The organism is Arthrobacter sp. 05L428 (genome assembly GCF_056397665.1).
Genome location: NZ_JBFTNW010000001.1, coordinates 333827 through 354608 on the forward strand (window position 1 = coordinate 333827; position 20782 = coordinate 354608).

Annotated in this window: 19 protein-coding genes; 18 read left to right on the forward strand and 1 reads right to left on the reverse strand. The window is 62.8% G+C overall.

Annotated elements, in window-relative coordinates; translation table 11 throughout:
- Positions 1 to 178 precede the first annotated feature (178 nt).
- The 7 genes from rpoB (at position 179) to AC1DH3_RS01665 (ending at position 12995) form a co-directional block, all read left to right on the forward strand.
- A complete protein-coding gene (gene rpoB, locus AC1DH3_RS01635) occupies positions 179 to 3694 on the forward strand; it encodes a DNA-directed RNA polymerase subunit beta (protein WP_138768564.1) in 3516 nt (1171 codons plus the stop codon).
- Positions 3695 to 3799: 105 nt separating this feature from the next.
- A complete protein-coding gene (locus AC1DH3_RS01640; RefSeq protein WP_476908456.1) occupies positions 3800 to 7699 on the forward strand; it encodes a DNA-directed RNA polymerase subunit beta' in 3900 nt (1299 codons plus the stop codon).
- Between the two features lie 545 nt (positions 7700 to 8244).
- Entirely contained in the window at positions 8245 to 8619 is a 375-nt protein-coding gene (gene rpsL, locus AC1DH3_RS01645; protein ID WP_011692814.1) for a 30S ribosomal protein S12, read from the forward strand.
- A gap of 1 nt (position 8620) precedes the next feature.
- The gene (rpsG, locus tag AC1DH3_RS01650; protein ID WP_026531948.1) at positions 8621 to 9091 is read left to right on the forward strand and encodes a 30S ribosomal protein S7; all 471 of its coding nucleotides are present in this window, start codon (positions 8621 to 8623) and stop codon (positions 9089 to 9091) included.
- Between the two features lie 69 nt (positions 9092 to 9160).
- Positions 9161 to 11275 (forward strand): elongation factor G, encoded by a 2115-nt coding sequence (fusA, locus tag AC1DH3_RS01655; protein WP_138768566.1) that lies wholly within the window; start codon positions 9161 to 9163, stop codon positions 11273 to 11275.
- Positions 11276 to 11537: 262 nt separating this feature from the next.
- Positions 11538 to 12728, forward strand: a complete 1191-nt coding sequence (tuf, locus tag AC1DH3_RS01660; protein ID WP_003803827.1) for an elongation factor Tu — start codon at positions 11538 to 11540, stop codon at positions 12726 to 12728.
- Positions 12729 to 12869: 141 nt separating this feature from the next.
- The gene (locus AC1DH3_RS01665) at positions 12870 to 12995 is read left to right on the forward strand and encodes a hypothetical protein (RefSeq protein WP_441417033.1); all 126 of its coding nucleotides are present in this window, start codon (positions 12870 to 12872) and stop codon (positions 12993 to 12995) included.
- A gap of 12 nt (positions 12996 to 13007) precedes the next feature.
- Here AC1DH3_RS01665 and AC1DH3_RS01670 read toward each other — a convergent pair whose 3' ends face one another.
- Positions 13008 to 14447: a GH1 family beta-glucosidase gene (locus AC1DH3_RS01670; protein ID WP_476892120.1), complete on the reverse strand. Its 1440-nt coding sequence runs from the start codon at positions 14445 to 14447 to the stop codon at positions 13008 to 13010.
- Positions 14448 to 14884: 437 nt separating this feature from the next.
- Between AC1DH3_RS01670 and rpsJ the strand changes: the two genes are divergently transcribed.
- Genes rpsJ through rpsQ form a run of 11 tightly spaced genes read left to right on the forward strand, consistent with a single transcriptional unit; the run spans position 14885 to position 20243 of the window.
- Complete coding sequence (gene rpsJ, locus AC1DH3_RS01675; RefSeq protein WP_038464699.1) at positions 14885 to 15193, forward strand: 30S ribosomal protein S10; 309 nt, start codon at positions 14885 to 14887, stop codon at positions 15191 to 15193.
- Between the two features lie 17 nt (positions 15194 to 15210).
- On the forward strand, positions 15211 to 15861 hold the full coding sequence (rplC, locus tag AC1DH3_RS01680) for a 50S ribosomal protein L3 (RefSeq protein ID WP_003803812.1): 651 nt from the start codon (positions 15211 to 15213) through the stop codon (positions 15859 to 15861).
- 4 nt (positions 15862 to 15865) lie between these two features.
- Positions 15866 to 16486 (forward strand): 50S ribosomal protein L4, encoded by a 621-nt coding sequence (gene rplD / locus AC1DH3_RS01685; protein WP_441417035.1) that lies wholly within the window; start codon positions 15866 to 15868, stop codon positions 16484 to 16486.
- Positions 16483 to 16788 (forward strand): 50S ribosomal protein L23, encoded by a 306-nt coding sequence (gene rplW, locus AC1DH3_RS01690; RefSeq protein ID WP_018773664.1) that lies wholly within the window; start codon positions 16483 to 16485, stop codon positions 16786 to 16788. The genes rplD and rplW overlap by 4 nt, the downstream gene beginning before the upstream one ends.
- Positions 16789 to 16817: 29 nt before the next feature.
- Positions 16818 to 17657, forward strand: coding sequence for a 50S ribosomal protein L2 (rplB, locus tag AC1DH3_RS01695; protein ID WP_024366131.1), 840 nt, complete (start codon positions 16818 to 16820; stop codon positions 17655 to 17657).
- A 12-nt stretch (positions 17658 to 17669) separates the two neighbouring features.
- Positions 17670 to 17951 carry a 30S ribosomal protein S19 gene (rpsS, locus tag AC1DH3_RS01700; protein ID WP_018773666.1) on the forward strand — a complete coding sequence of 94 codons (282 nt, stop codon included), beginning with the start codon at positions 17670 to 17672 and terminating at the stop codon, positions 17949 to 17951.
- Positions 17952 to 17989: 38 nt separating this feature from the next.
- Positions 17990 to 18355 (forward strand): 50S ribosomal protein L22, encoded by a 366-nt coding sequence (gene rplV / locus AC1DH3_RS01705; RefSeq protein ID WP_003803798.1) that lies wholly within the window; start codon positions 17990 to 17992, stop codon positions 18353 to 18355.
- Positions 18356 to 19189: a 30S ribosomal protein S3 gene (rpsC, locus tag AC1DH3_RS01710; RefSeq protein ID WP_441417036.1), complete on the forward strand. Its 834-nt coding sequence runs from the start codon at positions 18356 to 18358 to the stop codon at positions 19187 to 19189.
- Positions 19190 to 19606 carry a 50S ribosomal protein L16 gene (rplP, locus tag AC1DH3_RS01715; protein ID WP_138768571.1) on the forward strand — a complete coding sequence of 139 codons (417 nt, stop codon included), beginning with the start codon at positions 19190 to 19192 and terminating at the stop codon, positions 19604 to 19606.
- A gap of 2 nt (positions 19607 to 19608) precedes the next feature.
- Positions 19609 to 19938, forward strand: a complete 330-nt coding sequence (rpmC, locus tag AC1DH3_RS01720; RefSeq protein WP_011692802.1) for a 50S ribosomal protein L29 — start codon at positions 19609 to 19611, stop codon at positions 19936 to 19938.
- Positions 19935 to 20243, forward strand: coding sequence for a 30S ribosomal protein S17 (rpsQ, locus tag AC1DH3_RS01725; RefSeq protein WP_056737811.1), 309 nt, complete (start codon positions 19935 to 19937; stop codon positions 20241 to 20243). The genes rpmC and rpsQ overlap by 4 nt, the downstream gene beginning before the upstream one ends.
- Positions 20244 to 20782: the final 539 nt, after the last annotated feature.

Below are 20782 nucleotides of genomic sequence, written 5' to 3' on the forward strand. Positions count from 1 at the left end.
GCGGTGGGCTTAGCCTGACAGCTGCTCCATCAATGTGCCGTCTACAACGCGCACCAGCATGGGCAGCCGGGTCCCGGGTCATATAGCGGAACCGGACTGGTAGCACTGCGAAGTCACTTCGCAGGGTGCATAACGGGGGAGATCTGAAAACGCCTGAAGGTCTGTGGAAGGATCCCTCTTGGTCGCCTCGAGCACCTCTAATGTAAACAACGCTACCGCTATCAATGCCGACAGCACCGACGGTGCAACCCGCCGGCTCTCCTTCGCAAAGATTCACGAACCGCTTGACGTTCCGAATCTGCTTGCCCTGCAAACCGACAGCTTCGACTGGCTGGTCGGAAACGAACGCTGGCAGGCACGCGTCGCGAAGGCCGTCGAAGAAGGCGACCTCAGCGTCGCCACCACTTCGGGCCTGTCTGACATCTTCGAAGAGATCTCCCCGATCGAGGACTTCCAGGGCACCATGTCCCTGAGCTTCTCCGAGCCGGAGTTCGCTGATCCGAAGTACACCATGGCCGAGTGCAAGGACCGGGACGCTACCTACTCGGCTCCGCTGTACGTCAAGGCCGAATTCATGAACAACAACACGGGCGAAATCAAGCAGCAGACCGTGTTCATGGGTGACTTCCCGCTGATGACCGAGAAGGGCACCTTCGTCGTCAACGGCACCGAGCGTGTCGTCGTGTCCCAGCTGGTCCGTTCCCCGGGCGCCTACTTCGAGCGCACCGCGGACAAGACCAGCGACAAGGACATCTTCACCGCGAAGATCATCCCGTCCCGCGGCGCCTGGTTCGAACTCGAAATCGACAAGCGCGACCAGGTCGGCGTTCGCCTCGACCGCAAGCGCAAGCAGTCCGTCACGGTGCTGCTGAAGGCCCTCGGCTGGACCGAAGGCCAGATCCTCGAAGAGTTCGGCCAGTACGACTCCATGCGCGCAACGCTGGAGAAGGACGCCACCGAAACCCGCGAAGACGCCTTGCTGGACATCTACCGGAAGCTGCGACCGGGCGAGCCGCCCACCGTTGAGGCTGCCCAGTCCCTGCTGGACAACCTGTACTTCAACTCCAAGCGCTACGATCTGGCCAAGGTTGGCCGTTACAAGATCAACCGCAAGCTCGGCATCGACCGCTCCCTTGGCGACAAGGAAGCATCCGTGCTGCACGTTGAAGACATCGTTGCCATGATCAAGTTCCTGGTAGCCCTGCACGCCGGTGAGAAGACCCTCATGGGCAAGCGCGACGGCCAGGACCACGAGCTGCGCGTCGAGATCGACGACATCGACCACTTCGGCAACCGCCGCATCCGCGCCGTCGGCGAGCTCATCGAGAACCAGGTCCGCACCGGCCTGTCCCGCATGGAGCGCGTTGTCCGCGAGCGTATGACGACCCAGGACGTCGAGGCCATCACGCCGCAGACCCTGATCAACATCCGCCCCGTCGTGGCAGCCATCAAGGAGTTCTTCGGAACTTCCCAGCTGTCACAGTTCATGGACCAGAACAACCCGCTCTCGGGCCTCACCCACAAGCGCCGCCTGTCCGCGCTTGGTCCGGGTGGTCTGTCCCGTGACCGTGCCGGCATGGAAGTTCGTGACGTGCACCCGTCCCACTACGGACGTATGTGCCCCATCGAAACTCCTGAAGGCCCGAACATCGGTCTGATCGGTTCGCTGGCTTCCTACGGACGCATCAACCCGTTCGGTTTCATCGAGACCCCGTACCGTCTGGTCTCCGAGGGTGTCGTGTCCGATGAGGTCCAGTACCTCACCGCCGACGACGAGGCCGAGGTGCTGATCGCACAGGCCAACGCCCCGCTGGACGAGAACAAGCGTTTCGCCGAAGAGACCGTGCTGGTCCGTGCCCGCGGTGGTGGAGGCGAGCCCGTGCTGGTTCCCGCCGCCGACGTCGAGTTCATGGACGTTTCCCCGCGCCAGATGGTGTCCGTGGCTACCGCCCTGATCCCGTTCCTCGAGCATGACGATGCCAACCGTGCACTCATGGGTGCCAACATGCAGCGCCAGGCTGTCCCGCTGGTCCGCTCCGAGGCGCCGTTCGTCGGCACCGGCATGGAGCGCGCCGCCGCCGTCGACGCCGGTGACGTAGTCATCGCGAAGAAGGCCGGTGTGGTCACCGAGGTTTCCGCCGAGCTCGTCATCATGCTCAACGACGACGGCACGGAGACCAACTACCGGATCAACAAGTTCGCCCGCTCCAACCAGGGCAACTGCTACAACCACCGTGTCCTGGTGAACGAAGGCCAGCGCCTGGAGGTCGGCGGCATCATCGCTGACGGCCCGGCAACGGACCAGGGCGAGCTCGCCCTCGGTAAGAACCTGCTCGTGGCATTCATGTCATGGGAAGGCCACAACTTCGAGGATGCCATCATCCTGTCCCAGCGGATCGTGGCCGAGGACGTCCTGTCCTCGATCCACATCGAGGAGCACGAGATCGACGCCCGCGACACCAAGCTTGGTGCCGAGGAAATCACCCGTGACATCCCGAACGTGTCCGAGGAAGTCCTGGCAGGCCTGGACGAGCGCGGCATCATCCACATCGGTGCCGAGGTCGAAGCCGGCGACATCCTGGTAGGTAAGGTCACCCCCAAGGGCGAGACCGAGCTGACCCCGGAAGAGCGCCTGCTGCGCGCCATCTTCGGTGAGAAGTCCCGCGAAGTGCGCGACACCTCGCTGAAGGTTCCGCACGGCGAGTCCGGCACCGTGATCGGTGTCCGCGTCTTCGACCGCGACAACGACGACGAGCTGCCCCCGGGCGTCAACCAGCTGGTGCGCGTCTACGTGGCCGCCAAGCGCAAAATCACCGACGGCGACAAGCTCGCCGGCCGTCACGGCAACAAGGGTGTTATCTCCAAGATCCTTCCGATCGAGGACATGCCCTTCCTTGCCGACGGCACCCCCGTTGATATTGTCCTGAACCCGCTGGGTGTTCCGGGCCGTATGAACGTCGGCCAGGTGCTCGAAACGCACCTCGGCTGGGTTGCCAAGACCGGTTGGAAGATCGAGGGCGAGCCCGAGTGGGTCAAGCAGCTGCCGAACCTGCCGCGTGAGAGTGGCCAGACCACTGTCGCAACGCCGGTCTTCGACGGTGCTCGTGAAGAGGAAATCACGGGCCTGCTCGACTCCACCAACGTCACCCGCGACGGCGACCGCCTGATCAACTCTTCGGGCAAGACCCGCCTGTTTGACGGCCGCTCCGGCGAGCCGTTCCCGGATCCGATCTCGGTCGGCTACATGTACATCCTGAAGCTCCACCACCTGGTGGACGACAAGATCCACGCGCGCTCCACCGGCCCGTACTCCATGATCACGCAGCAGCCGCTGGGTGGTAAGGCACAGTTCGGTGGCCAGCGCTTCGGTGAAATGGAAGTGTGGGCGCTCGAAGCCTATGGCGCCGCCTACACGCTCCAGGAGCTCCTCACGATCAAGTCGGATGATATCCACGGTCGTGTGAAGGTCTACGAAGCCATCGTCAAGGGCGAGAACATCCCGGAGCCGGGCGTTCCTGAGTCCTTCAAGGTCTTGATCAAGGAAATGCAGTCGCTGTGCCTGAACGTGGAAGTTCTTTCCACGGACGGAACCACAATTGAAATGCGTGACTCTGATGACGCAGTCTTCACGGCTGCGGAAGAACTGGGCATCGATCTGTCTCGTGCAGAGCCCAGTTCCGTAGAAGAGGTTTAGCAGGCGGGGTCCGACGGCGGGTCACCACCCGCCGTCGGACGCCACCTCCCTCTTCCCGTAACCCAAGACTTCAGAATTTAGAGAACAAGAGAGAACAGGGACCATATGTCCAGCGAATCCTCCTTCGGCCTCATGCAGATCGGCCTCGCCACCGCGGAAGACATCCGTGGCTGGTCTTACGGCGAGGTTAAGAAGCCGGAAACCATCAACTACCGCACGCTCAAGCCCGAGAAGGACGGCCTCTTCTGCGAGAAGATCTTCGGCCCGTCCCGCGACTGGGAATGCTACTGCGGTAAGTACAAGCGCGTGCGCTTCAAGGGCATCATCTGCGAGCGGTGTGGCGTTGAGGTCACCCGTGCCAAGGTGCGCCGTGAGCGCATGGGCCACATCGAGCTGGCCGCCCCGGTCACGCACATCTGGTACTTCAAGGGTGTCCCGTCCCGCCTGGGCTACCTCCTTGACCTGGCGCCGAAGGACCTCGAAAAGGTCATCTACTTCGCCGCCTACATGATCACCAGCGTCGACGCTGATGCCCGTCACGAGGAACTGCCCAACCTCCAGGTTGAGCACGACATCGAGAAGAAGCAGCTGATCGACAACCGCGACTCCGACATCGCCACGATCGCCCGCGACCTCGAAAACGAGATCGCGCGGCTCGAGGGTGAAGGTGCCAAGGCCGCCGACAAGAAGAAGGCCCGCGACTCCGCCGACCGCCAGATGGCCAACGTCCGCAAGCGCGCGGATGCTGAGATCGAGCGCCTCGAGCAGGTCTGGGACCGCTTCAAGAACCTCAAGGTCGCCGACCTCGAAGGTGACGAGGGCCTGTACCGCGAACTGCGTGACCGCTACGGCATGTTCTTCGAAGGCTCCATGGGTGCCGAGGCCATCAAGAAGCGTCTTGAGAGCTTCGACATGCAGGCCGAGTCGGACCTGCTGCGCGACATCATCGCCAACGGCAAGGGCCAGCGCAAGACCCGCGCCCTGAAGCGGCTCAAGGTGGTCAACGCGTTCCTGACCACCAACAACAGCCCGCTCGGCATGGTGCTGGACGCCGTCCCGGTGATCCCGCCGGAACTGCGTCCGATGGTCCAGCTGGACGGTGGCCGCTTCGCGACCTCCGACCTCAACGACCTGTACCGCCGCGTGATCAACCGCAACAACCGCCTCAAGCGCCTGCTTGACCTCGGTGCCCCGGAGATCATCGTCAACAACGAGAAGCGCATGCTTCAGGAAGCTGTTGACAGCCTCTTCGACAACGGTCGCCGCGGCCGTCCGGTCACCGGACCGGGCAACCGCCCGCTGAAGTCCCTGAGCGACATGCTCAAGGGCAAGCAGGGTCGTTTCCGCCAGAACCTCCTGGGTAAGCGCGTCGACTACTCGGGCCGTTCCGTGATCGTCGTCGGCCCGCAGCTTAAGCTGCACCAGTGTGGCCTGCCGAAGCAGATGGCACTGGAGCTCTTCAAGCCGTTCGTGATGAAGCGCCTGGTTGACCTCAACCACGCACAGAACATCAAGTCGGCCAAGCGCATGGTCGAGCGCTACCGCCCGCAGGTCTGGGACGTGCTCGAAGAGATCATCACCGAGCACCCCGTGCTGCTGAACCGTGCACCTACCCTGCACCGTCTCGGCATCCAGGCGTTCGAGCCGCAGCTTGTTGAAGGCAAGGCAATCCAGCTCCACCCGCTGGTTTGTGGCGCCTTCAACGCCGACTTCGACGGCGACCAGATGGCAGTCCACCTGCCGCTGAGCCCCGAAGCCCAGGCCGAAGCCCGGATCCTGATGCTGTCCTCGAACAACATCCTGAAGCCGTCCGACGGCCGCCCGGTGACCCTGCCCTCGCAGGATATGATCATCGGTCTCTACCACCTGACCACCAAGCGTGTCGGTTCAGCTGGCGAAGGCCGGATCTTCTCCTCCGTTTCGGAAGCCATCATGGCGTTCGACCTGCACGAGCTGCACCTGAACTCCAAGGTCAAGATCCGGCTCGAGGACTTCGTTCCTTACGCCGGCTGGGAAGCTCCCGAAGGCTGGGAGCCGGGTCAGACCGCACTGGTCGAAACCTCCCTCGGCCAGGTCATCTTCAACCAGACGCTGCCCGCGGACTACCCGTGGGTTGAGGCTGTTGCCGACAAGGGCGAGCTGTCCCGGATCGTCAACGACCTCGCCGAGCGCTACCCGAAGGTCGTCACGGCGGCAACGCTGGACAACCTGAAGGACGCCGGTTTCTACTGGGCAACCCGCTCGGGCGTCACGGTCGCCATCTCGGACATCGAGGTGCCCACGGACAAGCCGCAGATCCTCGCCGGTTACGAGACCATGGCCGCCAAGATCCAGGGCCAGTACGACAAGGGCCTGATCGACGACGACKAGCGTCGCCAGGAACTGATCGAGATCTGGAACAAGGCAACGAACGAGATCGCCCAGGCGATGCGTGACAGCCTGTCCCCGATGAACACCATCAACCGCATGGTGTCCTCCGGTGCCCGTGGTAACTGGATGCAGGTCCGTCAGATCGCGGGTATCCGTGGCCTGGTGGCCAACCCGAAGGGCGAGATCATCCCGCGTCCGATCAAGTCCTCCTACCGCGAGGGCCTGTCGGTGCTGGAATACTTCATCGCCACGCACGGTGCCCGTAAGGGTCTGGCCGATACCGCACTGCGTACCGCCAACTCGGGTTACCTGACCCGTCGTCTGGTGGATGTTTCGCAGGACGTCATCGTCCGTGAAGAGGACTGCGGCACCGAACGCGGCCTCGTTACCCCGATCGCGGTGGCTGACGCCAACGGCGAGCTGGTCCTGGACGAAAACGTCGAGAACAGCGCGTACGCCCGCACCCTGGCCGTGGACGTCGTTGACGCCAAGGGCAAGGTCCTGGCGGCGGCCGGCACTGACTGCGGCGACGTCGTCATTGCCGAACTGTTCGCAGCCGGCATTACCGAGGTCAAGGTCCGCTCCGTACTCACCTGTGAGTCCAGCGTCGGCACCTGCGCCCTGTGCTACGGCCGTTCGCTGGCCACCGGCAAGACCGTGGACATCGGCGAGGCCGTGGGCATCATCGCCGCACAGTCCATCGGTGAGCCGGGTACCCAGCTGACCATGCGTACCTTCCACACCGGTGGTGCTGTCTCCGCCGGCGGTGGCGACGACATCACCCAGGGTCTGCCCCGTATCCAGGAGCTCTTCGAAGCCCGTACTCCGAAGGGTGTCGCACCGATTGCTGAAGCAGCCGGCCGCATCACCATCGAAGAGTCCGAGCGCCAGATGCGCCTGGTCATCACCCCGGATGACGGGTCCGAAGAGATCGCCTACCCGGTGCTGCGCCGTTCACGTCTTCTCATCGAAGACGGCGAGCACGTCAGTGTCGGACAGAAGCTCATCAACGGTCCGGTCGACCCCAAGCAGGTTCTGCGCATCATGGGCCCCCGTGCCGCGCAGAAGTTCCTGGTTGACGAAGTCCAGGGCGTGTACCGCAGCCAGGGCATCGGTATCCACGACAAGCACGTCGAGGTTATCGTCCGCCAGATGCTGCGCCGCGTCACGGTCATCGAGTCCGGTGAATCGGATCTGCTGCCCGGCGAGCTCGCCGAGCGCAGCCGCTTCGAGGATGCCAACCGCCGCGTGGTCTCCGAGGGCAAGACGCCGGCCTCCGGCCGTCCCGAGCTCATGGGTATCACCAAGGCGTCCCTGGCGACCGAGTCCTGGCTGTCCGCAGCTTCCTTCCAGGAGACCACCCGCGTCCTGACGCAGGCGGCCATGGAAGGCAAGAGCGATCCGCTGCTCGGCCTCAAGGAAAATGTCATCATCGGTAAGCTCATCCCGGCCGGCACGGGTCTCCCGCGCTACACCGAGGTCACGGTGGAGCCGACTGAAGAAGCGAAGGCCAATCTGTTCACCGGCCCGAGCGCGTTCAGCGACTTCTCCTACGACTCCCTGGGCGGCGACGGAGCTCCTGAGTTCCACGCCATCCCGCTGGATGACTACGATCTGGGCAGCGACTTCCGCTAACCGCCACGGCGGCCCCTCCGGGCCGTCGTAGCTCTGCCAGGGATGGTCCCGCACCGCAAGGTGCGGGACCATCCCCGTTTAACCCGCAGCCTGCCGCGTCCCCGGTGCCAGCGCCTCCGGCCCTTGGTCAGTCGGTTGCTCCGATGCCGCCCTTTTCGGGCTCCGGAACGGCCGTATCTCAGCACTCGACGGCGGGAGGCGGCCGGCGGCGGATGGGCCCGAAAGCCCGCCGATTAAGGGCTGGGGGCCGTCCGTGTTAGACTTGAGACTAATTGTTATTGTGGCAGTGGATGAGTGCGCCGGTTGCAGCCGAAAGGTTCAATCAGGACGACGTTTCCGGTTTGCAGGGTTCTTGTGCAACGTATGCCACATTTTCGCATGCCTAGGGGCAGTCCAGGATGAGAGTCCGGAGGCCCGGTATGCGGTCCGACTATTAAGGCTTCGCCTCAGCTGCTCTGGAGAGAACTTCAAAGCTCGAGCGGCGAGGCGAAGCGACAAGAGAGCGGCCGTCAACGACCGCTCCGGATAAAACGGAGAACACGAGAGTGCCTACGATTAACCAGCTGGTCCGCAAGGGCCGCACGCCTAAGGTCAAGAAGACCAAGGCTCCCGCGCTTAACGGCAGCCCCATGCGCCGCGGTGTCTGCACCCGCGTTTACACGACGACCCCGAAGAAGCCGAACTCGGCTCTCCGTAAGGTTGCCCGCGTGCGCCTCAACGGCGGCGTTGAAGTCACCGCCTACATTCCCGGTGTTGGCCACAACCTGCAGGAGCACTCCATTGTGCTCGTCCGTGGCGGCCGTGTTAAGGACCTTCCGGGTGTCCGTTACAAGATCGTCCGTGGCGCCCTCGATACCCAGGGTGTGAAGAACCGTAAGCAGGCCCGCAGCCGCTACGGCGCAAAGATGGAGAAGAAGTAATATGCCTCGCAAGGGTCCGGCCCCCAAGCGGCCGCTAGTACTAGATCCCGTTTACGGCTCCCCGCTGGTCACTCAGCTGATCAACAAGGTGCTGGTTGACGGCAAGAAGTCCACCGCAGAGCGCATCGTCTACGGTGCACTCGAAGGCGCGCGCGCCAAGTCCGGCGGCGACCCGGTTGCAGCCCTCAAGAAGGCCATGGACAACGTCAAGCCTTCCCTCGAGGTCCGCTCCCGCCGCGTCGGTGGCGCCACCTACCAGGTTCCCGTCGAGGTCAAGCCGGGCCGTTCCACGGCCCTCGCCCTCCGCTGGCTGGTTGGCTACTCCAAGGCCCGCCGCGAAAAGACGATGACCGAGCGCCTCCAGAACGAAATCCTGGATGCCTCGAACGGTCTCGGAGCCGCTGTGAAGCGTCGCGAAGACACCCACAAGATGGCCGAGTCCAACAAGGCCTTCGCACACTACCGCTGGTAATACTTCCCGGACGCCGCCGGCTCAACCGAGTCGGCGGCGAACGTGCAGTCCATCCGAAAGGGAGACACCGTGGCACAGGACGTGCTTACCGACCTTAGCAAGGTCCGCAATATCGGCATCATGGCCCACATTGATGCCGGCAAGACCACTACTACCGAGCGCATCCTGTTCTACACGGGTGTGAACCACAAGATCGGCGAAACGCACGACGGCGCGTCGACCACCGACTGGATGGAACAGGAGAAGGAACGCGGCATCACCATCACGTCTGCCGCCGTGACCTGCTTCTGGGAAAACAACCAGATCAACATCATTGACACCCCCGGCCACGTTGACTTCACGGTTGAGGTTGAGCGCTCCCTGCGCGTCCTCGACGGTGCAGTCGCCGTGTTCGACGGCAAGGAAGGTGTGGAGCCGCAGTCCGAGACTGTTTGGCGCCAGGCCGACAAGTACAACGTCCCGCGCATCTGCTTCGTCAACAAGATGGACAAGCTCGGCGCTGACTTCTACTTCACCGTCGACACCATCGTCAGCCGCCTCGGTGCCAAGCCGCTCGTCATGCAGCTGCCGATCGGCGCCGAGAACGACTTCATCGGCGTCGTCGACCTGCTGTACATGCGTGCACTGGTCTGGCCCGGCGACTCCAAGGGTGACGTCACCATGGGTGCCAAGTACGAGATCCAGGAGATCCCGGCTGACCTCAAGGAAAAGGCCGAAGAGTACCGCGCAACGCTCGTTGAGACCGTTGCAGAGTCCTCCGAAGAGCTCATGGAGAAGTACCTCGAGGGCGAAGAGATTTCGATCGACGAGCTCAAGGCCGGCATCCGCAAGATGACGATCAACTCCGAGCTCTACCCGGTCTTCTGTGGTTCCGCGTTCAAGAACCGCGGCGTCCAGCCGATGCTCGACGCCGTCGTGGACTACCTGCCGAACCCGCTCGACGTCCCCCCGATGATCGGTCACGATCCTCGCGACGAAGAGAAGGAACTGACCCGTAAGCCTTCCGCTGACGAGCCGTTCTCCGCACTGGCGTTCAAGATCGCCGCGCACCCCTTCTTCGGCCAGCTCACCTTCATCCGCGTGTACTCCGGTCACGTGGAAGCAGGCGCACAGGTGGTCAACTCCACCAAGGGCAAGAAGGAGCGCATCGGCAAGCTGTTCCAGATGCACGCCAACAAGGAAATGCCGGTTGACGGCGCTACCGCTGGCCACATCTACGCAGCGATCGGCCTGAAGGACACCACCACGGGCGACACCCTGTGCGATTCTTCGAACCAGATCGTCCTCGAGTCCATGAGCTTCCCGGAGCCCGTGATCTCGGTCGCGATCGAGCCGAACACCAAGGGCGACCAGGAGAAGCTCTCCACGGCCATCCAGAAGCTCTCCGCTGAGGACCCGACCTTCCAGGTCTCCCTCAACGAAGACACCGGCCAGACCATCATCGCCGGCATGGGCGAGCTCCACCTGGACATCCTGGTGGACCGCATGCGCCGCGAATTCAAGGTCGAGGCAAACGTGGGCAAGCCCCAGGTTGCCTACCGCGAAACCATCAAGCGTGCTGTAGAGCGTCACGACTACACGCACAAGAAGCAGACCGGTGGTTCGGGCCAGTTCGCAAAGATCCAGATCGCCATCGAGCCGCTGGACACGTCCGAAGGCGAGATGTACCAGTTCGAGAACAAGGTCACCGGTGGCCGCGTTCCGCGCGAATACATCCCGTCCGTTGACGCTGGTATCCAGGATGCGCTGAACGACGGCGTCCTGGCCGGATACCCGGTTGTCGGCATCAAGGCGACGCTGATTGACGGCGCTTACCACGATGTTGACTCCTCGGAAATGGCGTTCAAGATCGCCGGCCGTATGGCTTTCAAGGAAGCCGCACGCAAGGCGAACCCCGTCCTGCTTGAACCGCTGATGGATGTCGAGGTCCGCACCCCTGAGGAATACATGGGTGAAGTTATCGGTGACCTCAACTCCCGCCGTGGCCAGATGCAGTCCATGGAAGATGCCCAGGGCGTCAAGGTCATTCGCGCGCACGTCCCGCTGTCCGGCATGTTCGGCTACATCGGTGACCTGCGTTCGAAGACCCAGGGCCGCGCTGTGTACTCCATGACGTTCAACAGCTACGCCGAGGTCCCGAAGGCAGTTGCCGACGAGATCATCCAGAAGAGCCGCGGCGAGTAGTCCGCAAGGACTTCCCGCAGCAGCGAAAACACTCGGGTGCGTTTCCTCAATAGGAGATTCACCTGGTGCTGGCGGCCGGCCCCGGTCGGACGCAGTCCAGCCGGGCACCGGCCGCCAGCACGAACAGGCTCGAGGGACTAGTATTAGTTCCTGAATCTGCAATTTCACCAATCCAAAGCCCCCCAAGTAGACTTACTGGAGTTTCAGCCGCGACAAGCGCGGTCGAAGGGTAAGTCATTTGAAAACGTTCTAGGAGGAACCTGTGGCAAAGGCAAAGTTCGAGCGGACTAAGCCGCACGTTAACATCGGTACCATTGGTCACGTTGACCACGGTAAGACGACGCTGACGGCCGCCATTTCCAAGGTGCTGTACGACAAGTACCCGACTCTCAACGAGAAGCGTGACTTCGCGTCGATTGACTCTGCACCCGAAGAGCGTCAGCGCGGCATTACCATCAACATCTCCCACGTTGAGTACCAGACCGAGAAGCGCCACTACGCACACGTAGACGCTCCGGGTCACGCTGACTACATCAAGAACATGATCACCGGCGCTGCTCAGATGGACGGTGCAATCCTCGTGGTTGCCGCCACTGACGGCCCGATGGCCCAGACCCGCGAGCACGTTCTGCTCGCCCGCCAGGTTGGTGTTCCCTACCTGCTGGTGGCACTGAACAAGGCTGACATGGTCGATGACGAGGAACTCCTCGACCTCGTCGAAATGGAAGTTCGTGAGCTCCTGAGCTCGCAGGGCTTCGATGGCGACGAAGCACCGGTTGTCCGCGTTTCGGGCCTGAAGGCTCTGGAAGGCGACCCGGAGTGGGTCAAGTCCGTTGAGGACCTGATGGCTGCTGTCGACGAGTCCGTTCCGGACCCGGTACGTGACCGTGACAAGCCGTTCCTGATGCCGATCGAAGACGTCTTCACGATCACCGGCCGTGGCACCGTTGTTACGGGCCGCGCCGAGCGTGGAACCCTCGCGATCAACTCTGAGGTCGAGATCGTCGGCATCCGCCCGGTCCAGAAGACCACGGTTACCGGTATCGAGATGTTCCACAAGCAGCTCGACGAAGCATGGGCCGGCGAGAACTGTGGCCTCCTGCTCCGCGGTCTGAAGCGCGACGATGTCGAGCGTGGCCAGGTTGTCGTCAAGCCGGGTTCCATCACCCCGCACACCGACTTCGAGGCTAACGTCTACATCCTCTCCAAGGACGAAGGCGGACGTCACAACCCGTTCTACTCCAACTACCGCCCGCAGTTCTACTTCCGCACCACGGACGTAACCGGCGTTATCACCCTGCCGGAAGGCACGGAAATGGTTATGCCCGGCGACAACACTGAGATGACCGTTGCGCTCATCCAGCCGATCGCAATGGAAGAGGGCCTCGGCTTCGCAATCCGCGAAGGCGGCCGCACCGTTGGTTCGGGACGCGTCACCAAGATCATCAAGTAGTCCTTGCTGATCCGAGCTTGAACTCCTGATCGGCGGCCGCCTGGCGGCCTCCGTGACGAAAAGGAACAGCCCCGCTGCACTGCAGCGGGGCTGTTCCTTTTAAGTTCCTGCTACGGTTGCAGGTGAAGAGAGGAGACCGGCATGGAATGGATCATTTTCCTGGTGGTAATTGCCGCCGGCGTCGGTGGCGGGCTGTGGGCCAAGAAATACTTCCGGCACGAGATCGAGCGTGCAAAACGCATCGACCGCGCCAACAAGAACAAGTAGCGGGGCAGTGATCTAGCGCGCGGACTGGTCCTGCCTGGCCCTGCTGAGGGCCTGGTACCAATAGAAGGACTCCTTGGGGGTCCGCGCCTGGGTGTCGAAGTCGACGTGGACCAGGCCGAAGCGCTGGGAGTAGCCGGCCGCCCATTCGAAGTTGTCCATCAGCGTCCACACGTAGTAGCCCAGGAGTTCGACGTCGTCGGCGATGCCGCCGGGGGCCGTCGCGGCGAGTGCGTGGCCCAGATGGTCGGCGAGGTAGCTGATCCGGCCCGCGTCAGCGATCGGCCCGTCCACATGGTCCGGTTCCGGGAAGCTCGCTCCGCTCTCGGTGATGTAGAGCGGGGGGAGGGCCTCGCCGTACCGGTCCTTCATTTCCCGAAGCAGCGGACCCAGGTGGTCCGGCGCCACCGGCCAGCCGAAGCCGGTGGTTTCATACTCCGGGAATGCGGCAAAGTGGAACGGCAGTTTCACCATCGCCTCCGCTGAGCCGACCGGGCTGTCCGCGGGGCCGCGGCCGGTGGCCACCTTCACCGGGTAGTAGTAGTTCACCCCGTAGAAATCCAGCGGCTGGTGGATATTGCGCAGGTCCGCGTCGGAGATCCTGGCGAGGGCACGGAACCAGGGCCTGGCCAGCAGCGGCGGTTTCGGATAGCTCCCCAACAGGATCGGATCGGCGTAGATCCGGTTCAGTGCCAGATCGAAGACCTTCGCCAGCAGCTTGTCCGTGACGGACCCGGTGGCCGGCCGGACGGGGGAGTGCAGGTTGGTGACGCCGACCGCCCCGGTAACGCCCTCGGCCCGCAGGGCCTGGACCGCGAGTCCGTGGGCCAGGAGCTGGTGGTGCACCGACGGCAGGGCGTCGAAGAGCAGGTCGTGGCCGGGCGCATGCACGCCGAGGGCATAGCCGTTGAGGGTGACGGAGGCCGGTTCGTTCAACGTCACCCACTGGGTCACCCGGTCCCCGAACCGGGCGCCGGCGGCGGCGCTGTAGTCGGCGAAGCGTTCCGCCGTCGTCCGGTTCATCCAGCCTCCGCGGTGCTCCAACGGAAGCGGGGTGTCCCAGTGGTACAGCGTGGCCATCGGCGAGATTCCGGCCTCGAGGAGCCGGTCGATCAGCCGGTCGTAGAAGTCGAGGCCCTCGGCGTTGAACGGGCCCGTGCCGTCCGGCTGGATCCGCGGCCAGGAAATCGAGAACCGGTAGGAATCGATGCCCAGCTCGCGCATCAACCGGACGTCCTCGTCCGTACGGTTGTAGTGATCGCAGGCGACGGCGGGGGAGTGCCCGTCCTGGATGCTGCCGGGCTTCTCGGCAAAGGCGTCCCAGCCTGAGGGTCCTCGCCCCCCGGCTGCGAGGGCACCTTCGATTTGGAAGGCGGCGGAGGCCACCCCCAGCATGAAGCCCGGCCGCAGCTTGGCAGCGAGGGCCTGGACGGCGGGGGAATCCTGCACGGTCATGCCCCTATCTTCGTATCGACCGTTGCTGAAGGCAATGACCGGGCGCCGGCAGGACCAAGAGTCGAGAGGAGCGGGGAGCCAGGGGCAGGTCCTGTCGGCGCTGATTCGCTTCTGCCGATTAATTCCGGCATACTAGATGAGTTGTTCAAGCGCTCTTTCGCGTCCCGATCCGGATAATGCCGGGTGCCAGGGTCCAAGTAAGAGCCCAAACATAACCCACTTCCCAAGGAACTGCGGACGAGTACGCGTGCAAAGCGCGACACGCCCGACCGCGGGGGTCGGTTGCGCCGGCAGGTTGAGGAACCCGGATTCATCCGGATTCAGCTTGTGCGGCGGGTGGTAGTTACGACTTCAAATGCTTCGGCAGCCACACAACGAGTAAGTAAACAGGGCAGCCCTAAACAGGGGAAGCACAGACTGAAAGAGAGTCAGGCGACATGGCGGGACAAAAAATCCGCATCCGGCTGAAGTCATATGACCACGAGGTCATTGACGTTTCAGCACGGAAGATCGTTGAGACGGTCACGCGCGCAGGCGCAACTGTAGTTGGCCCCGTGCCGCTGCCGACGGAGAAGAACATCTACTGCGTAATCCGCTCTCCGCACAAGTACAAGGACAGCCGCGAGCACTTTGAAATGCGCACGCACAAGCGTCTTATCGACATCATCGATCCCACGCCCAAGGCTGTTGATTCGCTCATGCGTCTCGACCTGCCGGCCGACGTGAACATCGAAATCAAGCTGTAGGGAGGTGCTGAGAGACTATGACCGCAACCCGTAACGTAAAGGGCCTGCTGGGCACGAAGCTCGGCATGACCCAGGTCTGGGACGAGAACAACAAGCTCATCCCCGTCACTGTGGTCCAGGCTGACTCGAACGTCATCACGCAGCTGCGCAATGCAGAGACTGATGGCTACGTCGCCGTTCAGATCGGCTACGGCCAGATCGACCCCCGCAAGGTCACCAAGCCGCTGGCTGGTCACTTTGAAAAGGCAGGCGTCACGCCTCGCCGCCACGTCGTAGAACTGCGCACTGCAGATGCTGACTCTTACGAGCTGGGCCAGGAGCTCTCCGTAGAGCTCTTCGAAGCCGGCCAGAAGATCGACGTCGTTGGCACCACCAAGGGTAAGGGCTTCGCCGGTGTTATGAAGCGTCACGGCTTCCACGGCGTTGGAGCTTCCCACGGTGCCCACAAGAACCACCGTAAGCCCGGTTCTATCGGTGGCGCATCCACCCCGAGCCGCGTCTTCAAGGGCATGAAAATGGCCGGCCGCATGGGCGCCGTTCGTCACACCACGCTGAACCTCACGGTCCACGCGGTTGACGTCGAGAAGTCGCTGCTCCTGATCAAGGGTGCCGTCCCCGGCGCCCGCGGCCAGGTCGTACTCGTACGCACCGCCGTGAAGGGAGCCTAGTTCAATGACTAGCACTGTCAAGGTTGACCTGCCTGCAGAGATCTTCGACGTACAGACCAACGTGCCGCTGCTGCACCAGGTCGTCGTTGCACAGCTCGCTGCTGCTCGCCAGGGTACCCACAAGACCAAGACCCGCGCCGAAGTTTCCGGCGCCGGTCGCAAGCCGTTCAAGCAGAAGGGCACCGGCCGCGCCCGTCAGGGTTCAATCCGTGCTCCTCACATGACCGGTGGTGGCATCGTCCACGGCCCCACGCCGCGTGACTACAGCCAGCGCACCCCCAAGAAGATGATTGCTGCTGCACTGCGCGGCGCTCTCTCTGACCGCGCCCGTAACGGCCGCATCCACGTCGTTGCTGATCTGGTCGAAGGCACCAAGCCGTCTTCCCGTGACGCACTGGCAACGCTGCGTGGCGTCTCCGAGCGCAAGAACCTGCTCGTTGTCATCGACCGCGCCAACGATGTTGCTGCACTCTCCGTGCGCAACCTCCAGGATGTTCACGTTCTGTACGCAGACCAGCTGAACACCTACGACGTGCTCGTTTCTGACGACGTAGTCTTCACCAAGGCTGCCTACGAAGCATTCGTTGCTGACAAGGCTGCAAAGAACGAGGAGGATGCCAAGTGAGCGCAGCCACCATCAAAGACCCGCGCGACGTCGTGCTTGCACCCGTCGTTTCGGAAAAGAGCTACGGCCTGATCGACGAGGGCAAGTACACCTTCCTGGTGGACCCCCGCTCGAACAAGACCGAGATCAAGCTGGCCGTGGAGAAGATTTTCTCCGTCAAGGTCGAATCGATCAACACCATCAACCGTGCCGGTAAGCGCAAGCGCACCAAATTCGGATGGGGTACCCGCAAGAACACCAAGCGTGCCATTGTGAGCCTCAAAGAAGGCACTATCGACATCTTCGGCGGTCCGCTCTCGTAGCGGAGACCACTTTAACGAGGAAATAAATTATGGGAATCCGTAAGTACAAGCCGACTACCCCGGGCCGTCGTGGCTCGAGCGTAGCGGACTTCACCGAAATCACGCGGTCGACGCCGGAAAAGTCGTTGGTACGTCCCCTCCCGAAAAAGGGTGGCCGTAACAACACCGGTAAGATCACGACCCGTCACAAGGGTGGTGGCCACAAGCGCCAGTACCGTCTGATCGACTTCCGTCGTCACGACAAGGACGGCGTCAACGCCCGCGTTGCCGAAATCGAGTACGATCCGAACCGCACGGCTCGCATCGCCCTCCTGCACTACGTTGATGGCACCAAGCGTTACATCATCGCCCCGAACAAGCTGGCCCAGGGTGACACCGTGGAAGCAGGTGCCGACGCTGACATCAAGCCCGGCAACAACCTGCCGCTGCGCAACATCCCGGTCGGTACCGTAATCCACGCAGTTGAACTGCGCCCGGGTGGCGGCGCCAAGATGGGCCGCTCCGCCGGCGCATCGATCCAGCTCGTTGCAAAGGAAGGCCGTTTCGCCCAGCTGCGTCTGCCTTCCGGCGAAATCCGCAACGTTGACGTGCGCTGCCGCGCAACCGTCGGCGAGGTCGGCAACGCCGAGCAGTCGAACATCAACTGGGGTAAGGCCGGCCGTATGCGCTGGAAGGGCGTCCGCCCGACCGTCCGTGGTGTCGCCATGAACCCGGTCGACCACCCGCACGGTGGTGGCGAGGGTAAGACGTCCGGTGGACGTCACCCCGTCAACCCGAACGGTAAGCGCGAAGGCCGCACCCGCCGTCCCAACAAAGAGAGCGACAAGCTTATTGTTCGTCGCCGTCGTACTGGCAAGAACAAGCGATAGGAGCCTGGACACATGCCACGCAGCCTGAAAAAAGGTCCTTTCGTTGACCAGCACCTCTTTGTGAAGGTAGCCAGGGAAAACGAAAAGGGCACCAAGAACGTCATCAAGACCTGGTCCCGCCGTTCGATGATCGTCCCCGACATGCTCGGCCACACGATCGCCGTGCACGACGGACGCAAGCACATCCCGGTGTTTGTCACTGAGTCGATGGTCGGGCACAAGCTCGGCGAATTCGCTCCCACGCGGACATTCCGCGGCCATGTCAAGGACGACCGTAAGGGCAAGCGCCGCTAGGCGCCTGCACTTACGTCAAAGACGAGAGAAGGAAAGCAATGGAAGCCAAGGCAATTGCGCGTCACATCCGCGTAACGCCTATGAAGGCCCGGCGCGTCGTCAACCTTGTTCGTGGTAAGCAAGCGAACGAGGCTCTGGCAATTCTGAAGTTTGCCCCGCAGGCAGCTTCTGAGCCGGTATTCAAGGTAGTTCAGTCGGCAATCTCCAACGCCCGGGTCCTCGCGGACCGCGACGGCGTGGCGTTTGACGAAGGTGACCTCATCATCAGCGAAGCGTTTGTTGATGAAGGCCCGACCATGAAGCGGTTCCAGCCGCGTGCCCAGGGTCGTGCATTTCAGATCAAGAAGCGCACGAGCCACATCACCGTGGTAGTCGCTACCCCGGAGAAAGAGGAGGCTCGCTAAGTGGGACAGAAAGTTAACCCGCACGGGTTCCGACTCGGTATCACCACCGATCACGTATCGCACTGGTTCGCCGACAGCACCAAGGCCGGCCAGCGGTACAAGGACTTCGTTCGCGAAGACATCCGTATCCGCCAGCTCATGTCCACGGGCATGGAGCGCGCCGGCATCGCCAAGGTTGAGATCGAGCGCACCCGCGACCGTGTCCGCGTGGATATCCACACGGCACGTCCGGGCATCGTGATCGGCCGCCGCGGCGCCGAGGCAGACCGCATCCGCGGCGAGCTCGAAAAGCTCACCGGCAAGCAGGTCCAGCTGAACATCCTCGAGGTCAAGAACCCCGAGATGGAAGCCCAGCTTGTTGCCCAGGGCGTTGCAGAGCAGCTGACTTCCCGCGTGGCCTTCCGCCGTGCAATGAAGAAGGCAATGCAGTCCGCGCAGCGCGCTGGTGCCAAGGGCATCCGTATCGCTTGCTCGGGTCGACTGGGTGGCGCAGAAATGTCCCGCTCGGAGTTCTACCGCGAAGGCCGTGTGCCCCTGCACACCCTCCGCGCGAACATCGACTACGGCTTCTACGAGGCCAAGACCACCTTCGGCCGCATCGGCGTGAAGGTCTGGATCTACAAGGGTGACGTCACCGCCAAGGAACTGGCTCAGCAGGCAGCTGCTGCTCCGTCCCGCGGCCGTGGTGCCAGCGATCGTCCGGGCCGCCCGGGTGGCGCTGACCGTGGTGACCGCCGTCGTCGTAACGACCGCCCGGCCGAGGCTGCACCCGCTGCTGCCGACGCTCCGGCTGTCGAAGCAGCTGCACCGGCAGTAGAAGGAGGACAGGCTTAAATGCTTATCCCGCGTCGAGTAAAGCACCGTAAGCAGCACCACCCGGGTCGTTCCGGCGCTGCCACGGGCGGCACCGAGGTCTCGTTCGGTGAGTGGGGTATCCAGGCTCTGAGCCCGGCCTACGTCACGAACCGTCAGATCGAATCTGCCCGTATCGCGATGACCCGCCACATCAAGCGTGGCGGAAAGGTCTGGATCAACATCTACCCGGACCGTCCGCTGACGAAGAAGCCGGCCGAAACCCGCATGGGTTCCGGTAAGGGTTCTCCGGAATGGTGGGTCTCAAACGTCAAGCCGGGCCGGGTTCTCTTCGAACTCTCCGGTGTCAGTGAAGAGGTAGCTCGCGAGGCCCTGCGCCTGGCAATCCACAAGCTGCCGTTGAAGGCACGCATTGTGCGTCGCGAAGGTGGTGAGTAGAAATGGCAGTAGGATCCAAGGAACTTGCATCCGCACAGCTGGACGGTTTCGACAACGAGCGTCTCGTTGAAGAACTCCGCAAGGCCAAGGAAGAGCTGTTCAACCTGCGTTTCCAGTCCGCCACCGGACAGCTGGAGAACCACGGTCGTCTGCGCGCGGTAAAGAAGGACATCGCACGCATCTACACCGTTCTCCGTGAGCGCGAGCTGGGCATTCGTGCCGAGGTTGCCGCACCGGTTGTGGAAGCCAAGGAAGAAAAGAAGTCCAAGAAGGCTGCAACCAAGAAGGCTGACAAGGCTGAAACGGTTGAGACCGAGGAGGACGCCAAGTGAGTGAAAAGGACGAGAACGTGACGGAAACTGTTTCCGACGCAGCCAAGGCTGACGAGCGCGGTTACCGTAAGACGAAGCGCGGCTATGTCGTCTCGGACAAGATGGAAAAGACCATCGTTGTCCAGGTCGAAGACCGCGTGAAGCACGCCCTCTACGGCAAGGTTATGCGCCGCAACACGAAGATCAAGGCTCACGACGAAGAGAACTCCGCCGGCATCGGCGACCTCGTTCTCCTCGCCGAGACCCGCCCGCTGTCCGCTACCAAGCGGTGGCGCCTGGTGGAGATCCTCGAGAAGGCCAAGTAACACCTGCAGCTTCCCCGCCCGGGAATCTGCGCCGAAACCCCCGTTCCCTTCTGGGAGCGGGGGTTTCCTCGTTCCCGGCGGGGGCCTGTGGCGTCGCCGGCACGTCACGCCGCGCAGAGTTTCAGCGGGTGTCCGACGCCGGCGGGCTCAGTTCGCGGGGGAGGGGGCGGAAGGCGGGCCAAGAGACTGCCGTGAGCGACGACGTCGGCCGCTGAGGGCCGGCCGCACCCCGCCCGCGCCCACTAAGTGTCCCTTCGCGCGCCGTGGGCAGGGGGCCGGCAGCTGTGATATGGGGATGCGCCGGAAACGTGCTAAGATTTTGAGTTTGTATGGCGCCTTTCGTGCGTCATCATCAACCTCGTAAACAATCGTGCCACGGCATAGTGCCCCCTCGCGCCTCGCGCTCCCGGGAAGCAACTGTTTTTGGCACGGGCGTTTAGGCCTGGTCTGGCAAAATCCAGGCAGGTCAAGAGACACCCCGATCAACCGTTCCGCAAGGCTCATTCCGTAGGAAGATTTTCGGTCTGAGAACCGGCGCG